Source organism: Synechococcus sp. OH2 (genome assembly GCF_047462155.1).
In the GTDB taxonomy this organism is placed as follows: Bacteria; Cyanobacteriota; Cyanobacteriia; order Thermostichales; family Thermostichaceae; genus Thermostichus.
This window is the reverse complement of sequence record NZ_JANSIR010000123.1, coordinates 25,681-26,906: the sequence shown is the minus strand read 5'-3', so window position 1 is coordinate 26,906 and position 1,226 is coordinate 25,681. Positions and strand designations below refer to the sequence as shown.

Here is a 1,226-nt window from a genome sequence, read left to right as displayed (position 1 = left end):
GCTCTTTTGAGAGCTATTGCCCAAGCGCCCAACCGCCACCTAATCCTGCTGACGGCTACTCCCCACAGCGGCATCCCAGAGGCCTTCCGGTCGTTGCTGGGGCTGCTGCGGCCGGAGTTCGAGGAGTGGGACCTTCAGGATCTCAAGGAGAACCAGCGCATCGAGCTGGCCCGTCACTTTGTCCAGCGCACACGGCGGGACATCAAGGAGACCTGGCAAGAAACCGCCTGCTTCCCAACCCGGGAAGCTGAAGATGAGACCTATGACCTTTCACGCTGCTACCGCGAGCTGTTTGAGCGCACCTATGCCTTCTGCTCGGAGCTGGTGCGCACCGGCCAGCAGATGGAGCAGCGGCGGCGGCGCGTACGCTACTGGGGGGCGCTGGCTCTTTTGCGCTGTGTCATGTCCAGTCCGGCAGCGGCTCTGGCGGCGCTGGCCAATCGCAGCGCAGGCTCTCGGGAAGAAGAGGCTGAGGAGAGCTTTAGCCGCTGGGTGTTCGAGTCGGCACAAGAGCGTACTGACGATGAATTACCGCTGCCAGCTCTTGAAGCTGCAGAGCAAACTCTGCCCGACAGCGACCGCCGCCGGTTGCGGGAGCTTGCCCGTCTGGCCCACCAACTTCACGGCGTAGACCAAGACACCAAGCTGGCGCGGGCCATCGAGCTGGTGAAGCGGCTCCTCGCCGAGGGCTTTCACCCCATTCTCTGGTGCCGCTATGTGGCCACAGCAGGGTATCTTGCCGACCACCTTCGGCAGCACCTGGGATCCGCAACTCAGGTAGCCTGCGTAACCGGCCGCATGGGCGACGAGGAACGGGAGGCCAAGATTGCGGAAATTGCCGTTGACCAGCCACGGGTGCTGGTGGCCACCGACTGCCTCTCGGAAGGGATCAACCTGCAGGAAAAGTTTACAGCCGTCATCCACTACGACCTGCCCTGGAACCCCAACCGGCTGGAACAGCGGGAGGGGCGGGTGGATCGCTATGGCCAACGGGCCGAACGGGTCAAGGTCGTCCGCTTTTTCGGGCGGGATAACCCTGTGGACGGTGCGGTGCTGCAGGTGCTGCTGGACAAGGCGCGGGAAATCCGCCGCACCCTTGGCACCCACGTGCCTGTGCCCGAAGCGAGTGAAAGCGTTACCCAGGCGGTGCTGGAGGCCCTTTTTCTGCGCCAGGGATCCGGCTCAGGGGAGCGCCAGTTGGCGCTGGATCTGGGGATGGCAGAGGT

1 protein-coding gene is annotated in these 1,226 nt (G+C 63.9%); it reads left to right on the top strand.

The genetic code is table 11. The features are described from left to right. The coding region (locus NW835_RS13610) for a helicase-related protein (RefSeq protein ID WP_414415564.1) at positions 1-1,226 on the top strand (1,226 nt) is incomplete at both ends.